At 74.9% G+C, this 7,101-nt stretch carries 8 protein-coding genes; 3 read left to right on the top strand and 5 right to left on the bottom strand.

The features are described from left to right. The first annotated feature begins 239 nt into the window (after window positions 1–239). Complete coding sequence (locus OMK64_RS16640) at window positions 240–962, top strand: ABC transporter ATP-binding protein (RefSeq protein ID WP_272729472.1); 723 nt, start codon at window positions 240–242, stop codon at window positions 960–962. Next, window positions 959–2,314 carry an FtsX-like permease family protein gene (locus OMK64_RS16635; RefSeq protein WP_272729471.1) on the top strand — a complete coding sequence of 452 codons (1,356 nt, stop codon included), beginning with the start codon at window positions 959–961 and terminating at the stop codon, window positions 2,312–2,314. Before OMK64_RS16640 ends, OMK64_RS16635 begins: the two co-directional genes overlap by 4 nt. Window positions 2,315–2,329: 15 nt before the next feature. On the opposite strand, the gene OMK64_RS16630 is transcribed toward OMK64_RS16635, so the two are convergent. Both OMK64_RS16630 and OMK64_RS16625 read right to left on the bottom strand, forming a co-directional pair. Continuing rightward, complete coding sequence (locus OMK64_RS16630) at window positions 2,330–3,226, bottom strand: tetratricopeptide repeat protein (RefSeq protein WP_272729470.1); 897 nt, start codon at window positions 3,224–3,226, stop codon at window positions 2,330–2,332. 107 nt (window positions 3,227–3,333) lie between these two features. After that, entirely contained in the window at window positions 3,334–4,491 is a 1,158-nt protein-coding gene (locus OMK64_RS16625; RefSeq protein ID WP_272729469.1) for a hypothetical protein, read from the bottom strand. Between the two features lie 139 nt (window positions 4,492–4,630). Between OMK64_RS16625 and OMK64_RS16620 the strand changes: the two genes are divergently transcribed. Beyond that, window positions 4,631–5,035, top strand: a complete 405-nt coding sequence (locus OMK64_RS16620; protein ID WP_272729468.1) for a YchJ family protein — start codon at window positions 4,631–4,633, stop codon at window positions 5,033–5,035. A gap of 123 nt (window positions 5,036–5,158) precedes the next feature. On the opposite strand, the gene OMK64_RS16615 is transcribed toward OMK64_RS16620, so the two are convergent. The 3 genes from OMK64_RS16615 to OMK64_RS16605 form a co-directional block, all read right to left on the bottom strand. Further along, window positions 5,159–5,362: a cold-shock protein gene (locus tag OMK64_RS16615; RefSeq protein ID WP_124341270.1), complete on the bottom strand. Its 204-nt coding sequence runs from the start codon at window positions 5,360–5,362 to the stop codon at window positions 5,159–5,161. A gap of 209 nt (window positions 5,363–5,571) precedes the next feature. Further along, complete coding sequence (locus OMK64_RS16610) at window positions 5,572–6,672, bottom strand: fatty acid desaturase family protein (protein ID WP_374694110.1); 1,101 nt, start codon at window positions 6,670–6,672, stop codon at window positions 5,572–5,574. A gap of 150 nt (window positions 6,673–6,822) precedes the next feature. Then, window positions 6,823–7,026: a cold-shock protein gene (locus OMK64_RS16605; protein WP_272729467.1), complete on the bottom strand. Its 204-nt coding sequence runs from the start codon at window positions 7,024–7,026 to the stop codon at window positions 6,823–6,825. Between the last annotated feature and the right edge of the window lie 75 nt (window positions 7,027–7,101).

Below are 7,101 nucleotides of genomic sequence, written 5' to 3'. Positions count from 1 at the left end.
CCGCCTTGAAGATCACGGGGGGCAGTCTAGGTGGGACGGGCCGCCGGGCGAGCCGCGTCCACGATTCCTGTCCGGTATCACCCGCTGGGACGCACGGGACCGGCTGCGGACCGACGACGCGTCCGACCTGGGTCGGACGCGCACACCCGGCCGGTCGGACCGCGGGCGACGTCGACGCCGCGCACCGGGGGACCGCCGGGGGACGCGCGACGGCCCGCCGCCGGGCCACGCTGGACCGCATGAGCACACCTGCCACCGGCGCCGTCCCCGTGGTCGGCGACGCCGCGACCACCGTCCGCGTGTCCGCCCGCGGCCTCGTCAAGCGCTTCGGTGAGACGACCGCGCTCGCGGGCGTCGACCTCGACCTGGCGGACGGCGAGGCCCTCGCCGTGACCGGCCCGTCCGGGTCGGGGAAGTCGACGTTGCTGCACTGCCTGGCCGGCATCCTCGTGCCCGACGCGGGGAGCGCCGCGCTGCGAGGTCGCCTCGTGCACGCGCTCGACGAGCGCGACCGCTCGCTGCTGCGCCGCTCGCACTACGGCTTCGTGTTCCAGAACGGCCAGCTGCTGCCCGAGCTGCCCGCGGTCGAGAACGTCGCGCTCCCGGCGATGCTGAAGGGCACGCCGCGTCGCGAGGCGACCGACCTGGCCGCGCGCTGGCTGCACTCGCTCGGCCTCGCGGGCATGGAGGGCCGGCGGCCGGGCGAGCTGTCGGGCGGCCAGGCGCAGCGCGTCGCGGTCGCCCGGGCGCTCGTGACGCAGCCTGACGTGGTGTTCGCCGACGAGCCGACGGGCGCGCTCGACCAGGCCAACGGGTTCGAGGTCATGCGGCTGCTGACGCAGGCCACCCGGTCGGTGGGGGCGTGCCTCGTCGTCGTCACGCACGACCCGCAGGTCGCCGCGTGGTGCGGGCGCCGCATCGAGGTCCGCGACGGTCGCGTCGTCGACGAGGTGCGGCAGTGAACGCCGTCGTCGCGCTCGCGCCGCACCTGCGCCGCGCGGGCGGCCGCGACACGCGCGTGACGACCGCGCTGTCGGTCACCGCGTTCGCCGTGTCCACCGCGCTCACGCTGTCCGTCGTCGGCGGCCTGCTCGGGTTCGCGCAGCGCGCGGCCGACCCCACGGACCCGTTCCAGCGCGAGCTCGGCATGCTCTACGTGCAGCTCGCGTGGACGGCGCTGATCCTCCTCGTCGTCCCGCTCGTCACCCTGGCCGGTGCCGCCGCGCGCATGGGCGTGGCCCGGCGCGACGCACGCCTCGCGACGTTGCGGCTGCTCGGGGCGACGCCGCGCGAGGTCGTCGGCCTCTCGCTGCTCGAGACCTGCGTCCAGGGTCTGGTCGGGGCCGTGATCGGCGTGCTCGGGTACGTCGCGCTGCTGCCGCTGTGGGCGCTCGTGCCGTTCCAGGGCGGCACGTTCTCCGTCGGCGAGCTGTGGGTCGGCCCGCTCCGCGTGCTCGCGACGCTGGTCGCCGTCCCGGCGCTCGCCGCCGTGAGCGGGTTCGTGTCGCTGCGCCGCGTCGTCGTGTCGCCGCTCGGCGTCGCGCGTCGCACCACGCCGCCCGGTCTCAAGGTCGTGCGCGTCGTCGTGCTCGCTGTCGCGCTCGTCGGGTTCGCGGTCGCGACCGCCGCCGCCGGACGCCTCGCCGCGGCGCTCGTCGCGGTGCTGCTCGGCTTCCTCGCGGCCGGCTTCGGCGCGATGAACCTCGTCGGGCCGTGGGTGCTCGGCATCATGGGCCGCGTCCAGGCGCGGCGCGCCCGCACCCCCGTGCGGCTGCTCGCCGCGCGTCGCCTCGCCGACGACCCGCGTGGCGCGTGGCGCGTCGTCGGCGGCCTCGGCCTCGCGGGGTTCGTCGCGGGCGCGCTCGCGGTCGTCCCGATGTTCACCTCGGGTCAGCAGGTCGACCGGCAGGGCGAGATCCTCAACGACGACCTCGTCACCGGGGCGATGCTCACGCTCGTCATCGCGTTCCTGCTCGCGGCCGTGTCCGCCGGCATCCAGCAGGCGTCGACCGTGCTCGACCGGCGGCGCGAGTACGCGCTCGCCCACCTCGCCGGCATGCCCGTCGAGCTGCTCGACGCCGTGCGCCGCCGCGAGGTGACGGGGCCGATGGTCCGGGTCGCGGGCGGGTCGTCGCTCGTCGCGGTCGTCATGCTGTCGCCGCTGTTCAAGACCGCCGCGTTCACCGACTGGCGCGGGATCGTCCTGCTCGTCGGGTGCCTCGTCGGCGGCTGCCTGCTCGTCCTCGCCGCGACCGAGACCAGCCGGCCGCTGCTCCGCTCGGTCCTCGCCGAGCCCCTCGTCCGCGCCGACTGAGCGACCCGGGTCGCCTCAGACGATCTCCGTCACCGACGTGACGGTGCGGCCGGGGCGACCCCGCGCCCAGTCGTCGAGGAGCGCGCGGACGGCCGGCGCGGTCCCGCTCAGGCCGAGCGTCCGCGTCGTCGACCACGCGTCGGCCTCGTCGTGGTCGTGCCCCGGCTCGGGACGCCCGGTCGAGCACGCGACGCACAGGCGGCGGACGGTCGCCGTCCAGTCCTGCGCCTCGATCCCGGCCGCGGCCGCGGCGTCCTGGAGCGCGGCGGTGCACGCCGGGGACGGTGCCACGACGTCCGCGGTCCACGTCGGCACCGTCGACCGCGCCAGGACGGCGATCTCGTCGAACACCGACACCCACCGCCGCCCGTCGAAGCGCTCGCCGTTCGGGACGCCGTCGACGAGCAGCACGTCGCCGAACCGGTGGCCGCTCGGGGGCGTCGGGACGTTGACGACCTCGACGTGCGCGGGGGACAGCCGCCGTGCCCAGACCACCTCGGCGACAGGTCCGCCGGAACCGTCGTCGTCCGGGTTGAGGCGCACGGGGACGTGCCCGAGCGGCAGCTCGACGGGTCCCGTCCCGTCGGGGACGTCGACGCCGTAGGCGCGCCACGCGCGACGCGCCTCGTCCCACTCGCCCAGCGCGGTCGCCGCGATGCCGAGGTTCCAGGCCGCGGGCTCGTCGCGGGTGCGCGTCGCCAGCGCGAGCGCCCGCGCGTTGCACCGCATGCTCTCGGGCCAGTCGCGCCGCGTCTTCGCGTACAGCCCGAGGTTGAACCACGTCAGACCGTCGTCGGGGTGATCCTCGACGAGAAGGCGCGCGAGCCGTTCCGCACCGGCGGCGTCGCCGCGCGCGTCGAGGTCGAGGTACTCCTGCCGCCGACGCGACACCGGTCCCCGCCACCACCCCATGGAGGCCGATGGTGGCAGACCGGCCACCGACGTCGGAACAGCCGGACGACCGGCTCACCCGAGCGCCGCCTCCTGTGCGTCACCACACCGGCGGTCTCGAGCCAGGGTCAGCGGACCGTCCAGCGCAGCGCGTGCGTCGAGCCGTCGGGTGCGAGGACCGTGCCCATGACGTACCGGCCCGCGATGGCCTGCGCGGTCACGACGCCGTCGACACCGGCGGGCAGCTCGACGAACCGGCCGCGGTCGACGAGGAACGCGCCGGTGGGCGACGGGTCGTCCGGGGGCGTGAAGGACCCGACGACGCGGTGCCGGTCGTCGAGCGCGGTCGCGTGCGTGGCCGCGTCCGCGGGACCCAGGGGCACGTACCGGGTGCCGTCCCACAGGTGCGCGCGCTCGGTCCCGGCCGGGTCGGCGCGCAGGTTCAGGACGGCGTGCCCGTGCTCGTCCACCGCGACGGGGACCGCCTCGCCGACGCCCGGCGGCAGGCCGAGCCACGTCTGCACGCCCGCCCGCCACAGGAACGGCCCGCCCTCGTACGCGGTCCCCAGCACCCAGCCGGAGTCCGACAGGTCGACGACCGCGTTGCCGCCGAACGCGGACGGGTCGCCGATCGGCGTGAACGTCCCCGCCGACCACAGGTAGCCCAGCTCGAAGCTCTCCGGCCCCAGGCCGATGCCGAGCACCCGTCCGCGGTCGTCGAGGTCGACGAGCCGGCTGTCCGGCCCGCCGAAGCCCGGCACCGGGCCGAGGTCGACGCGGGTGCCGCGTGTCCAGACGAACGGGTTGGCGTTCGTGCCCTGCGAGCCGTCGACCGTCAGCACGTGCCCGGCGACCTGGCCGCGGGTGTTGACCAGCTGGGCCCCGACCTCGCCCAGCGGCACCGTGCGCCTCCCGACCACCAGCTCGGACGCGGGCGGCCCGCCCGCGAGGTCGGTGATCCGCACGACGACCTGCCCGCGGTCGTTGACGTCGGTCGCCTCCGCGCTGTCCGCGTCGGGCGTGAGGTCCGTCATCCGTCCGTGCTCCCACGAGAACGCGTGCCAGCGGCCGTCGGCGGTGAGGGACCGGCCGACGACCTGCCCGCGCGCGTTCACCGCGAGCGGCACGGTGTGCGCGCCACCCAGGGAGCCGAGGTCCGCCACGCGCGCCCCGCGGGCCCCGCCGTGCGCGACGGCGGGCGGGGCCGCGCCGGCCGGCGCGGCGACGAGGGCCGCTGGCAGGAGCGCGAGGGCGGTCAGCGCGGTCAGGAGTCGTCGGTGCGGCATGCGGATCGCCCCCGGTCGTGTGCCCCCGGGTGGGTCCCGCGGGGCTCCGGCCCGTCGCTCCGGTGCGCGGACCGGTCCTCCCGTCCTAGTCCTCGGGCCCGACGGGGACAACGGGCGCGCGGGGTGATATCCCCGGTGCATGACCGGTACGACGCGCCCGCCCGACGACGCCCGCTGCCCGTGCGGCACCGGCCTGGTGCTCGGGGAGTGCTGCGGGCCGCTGCTCGACGGGCGTCCGGCACCGACCGCGGAGGCGTTGATGCGCTCGCGGTTCACGGCGTTCGCGGTCGGGGACGCGGCGTACCTGCGGGCGACGTGGCACGCGTCGACCCGTCCGCGTGACCTGGTCCTCGACGACGACGTCGAGTGGCGGTCGCTGGAGATCCGCGCGACGTCGGCGGGCGGTCCGTTCGACGACGCGGGCGTCGTGGAGTTCGTCGCCCGCTACCGCGAGGGCGGGGTGCGCGGGGCGCTGCACGAGACCAGCCGGTTCGTGCGCGAGGGCGGCCGGTGGTCGTACGTCGACGGGACGCTGTCGTCCTGACGTCGACGGCGGTCCGGACGATGTGGGCCGACCTGGGCGACCCGCGGCCGGGCCGGGACACGACGAGGCCCCGACCGCTGCTGCGACCGGGGCCTCGTGCTCAGAGCGTCTGCGTGGAGACGATCAGAGGGGCGTGATGTTCGACGCCTGCGGGCCCTTGGGGCCCTGCGTCACGTCGAACTGCACCTTCTGGTTCTCCTCGAGCGAGCGGTAGCCGCTCGTCTGGATGGCCGAGTAGTGCGCGAAGACGTCAGGTCCACCGTCCTCGGGGGCGATGAAGCCGAAGCCCTTCTCCGCGTTGAACCACTTCACGGTGCCGACAGGCATGTTCTCTCTCTTCTCACGTGCGGTACTGACAACCCCGACAGACCGGGACCGGTGATCACGGTGGTCGTCGTCCGACACCGGCAGGAGGTCCTGACGGCGAGCGTGACAAGCGAGGCAACGCGACTACGGGAAGAGGGTACGCGAGAGAGCCCTCCGTGGCACTGCCCTTCTTCGGACGGTCTCACCCGGTCAGACGAGGACGGACCGGGTCAGACCCGGTGCGCCGCCACGAGCGGGCACACGAACGGGTCACGGTCGGCGAGCCCGACGGTGTTGAGGTGGCGCACGACGATGGCGTACGACCTGGCCAGCGACACCTGCGTGTAGGGGATCTGGTGGGTCGCGCAGTACTCGCGGACGATCGGCGCGACGCGGCGCAGGCTGATCGACGGCATCGACGGGAACAGGTGGTGCTCGACCTGGTGGTTGAGCCCGCCCATCAGGACGTCGAGCCAGCGCCCGCCGTGGATGTTGCGGCTCGTGAGGACCTGGCGGCGCAGGAAGTCGATGCGCGCGTCCTTGGGGACGAGCGGCATGCCCTTGTGGTTGGGGGCGAAGGACGCGCCCATGTAGAGGCCGAAGAGCCCGAGCTGGACGGCGAGGAACACGGCGGCCTTGCCGGGCGACATCACGGCGAGGACGAGCGCGAGCCAGCCGCCGAGGCGGATCGTGAGGAACAGCGCCTCGACCCACCGGCGCGGCATCGGGCCCGGCTGGGCGAGCCGCTTGACGCTCGAGACGTGCAGGTCGAGGCCTTCGAGCAGGAGCAGCGGGAAGAAGAACCAGCCCTGCCGCGCGAGGAACCAGCGGGCGAGCGGGGAGCGGCGCTTCTCGACGTCGCCCGGGGTGAACGACAGCACGGGCAGGTCGATGTCCGGGTCGGCGTCGACCTGGTTCGGCTTGGCGTGGTGCCGCGTGTGCTTGCGCTGCCACCAGCCGTACGAGAGGCCGACGAACAGGTCCGCGAGGACGAGGCTGGCCCAGTCGTTGGCGCGGCCGGAGCGGAAGATCTGCTTGTGCGCGGCGTCGTGGCCGAGGAACGCGATCTGCGTGAAGACGACGGCGGCGACGGCGGCGAGGGCGACCTGCCACCAGGAGTCCCCGAGGAGGACGACCCCGGCGACGAGGCCGGCGACGGCGACGACGGCGCCGCTGAGCCGCGCGGCGTAGAAGCCGTAGCGGCGGCGCATGTACCCGGCCTCCTGGACGGTGCGGGTCAGCGCGGTGAAGCTGCTGGTGGGGTGGGGGCGCTCGGCGGTGGTGGTGCCTGCGCGGGAGCCGGCGGGGCCGGTCGGTCGGATCTGGGTCACGGTGGTCCGTCTCTGCCCCGTGCGGGGCCGGTCGCGTGCTGGAGGAGCGGGCGACGGGTGCGCGACGGCGATGGACGACGAGGACCCGGAGGACGACGCGGGCGCCCCAGCACGGTCGTGCGGGGGCGCCCGGTCAGGTGCGGCGCTGGATCAGGCCGGCGTGATGTTCGAGGCCTGCGGGCCCTTGGGGCCCTGCGTGACGTCGAACTGCACCTTCTGGTTCTCCTCGAGCGAGCGGTAGCCGCTGCTCGCGATGGCGGAGTAGTGCGCGAAGACGTCGGGTCCGCCGTCGTCGGGGGCGATGAAGCCGAAGCCCTTCTCGGCGTTGAACCACTTCACGGTGCCCACGGGCATGTCGTTCTCTTCTCTGTCGGTGTGGTGCGTGACAACCCCGGGTGTCCGGGACCGGTGAATCACGGTGTGTCGTCC

The sequence above is a fragment of the Cellulomonas fimi genome (genome assembly GCF_028527925.1).
Taxonomy (GTDB): Bacteria; Actinomycetota; Actinomycetes; order Actinomycetales; family Cellulomonadaceae; genus Cellulomonas; species Cellulomonas fimi_C.
The sequence above is the reverse complement of the archived record's forward strand: the minus strand, read 5'-3'. Positions and strand labels throughout refer to the sequence as shown.

Coding starts and splice junctions, on each gene's coding strand:
- OMK64_RS16640 (WP_272729472.1), top strand. CDS start 240: ATGAGCACACCTGCCACCGGCGCCGTCCCCGTGGTCGGCGACGCCGCG.
- OMK64_RS16630 (WP_272729470.1), bottom strand. CDS start 3,226: ATGGGGTGGTGGCGGGGACCGGTGTCGCGTCGGCGGCAGGAGTACCTC.
- OMK64_RS16625 (WP_272729469.1), bottom strand. CDS start 4,491: ATGCCGCACCGACGACTCCTGACCGCGCTGACCGCCCTCGCGCTCCTG.
- OMK64_RS16620 (WP_272729468.1), top strand. CDS start 4,631: ATGACCGGTACGACGCGCCCGCCCGACGACGCCCGCTGCCCGTGCGGC.
- OMK64_RS16615 (WP_124341270.1), bottom strand. CDS start 5,362: ATGCCTGTCGGCACCGTGAAGTGGTTCAACGCGGAGAAGGGCTTCGGC.
- OMK64_RS16605 (WP_272729467.1), bottom strand. CDS start 7,026: ATGCCCGTGGGCACCGTGAAGTGGTTCAACGCCGAGAAGGGCTTCGGC.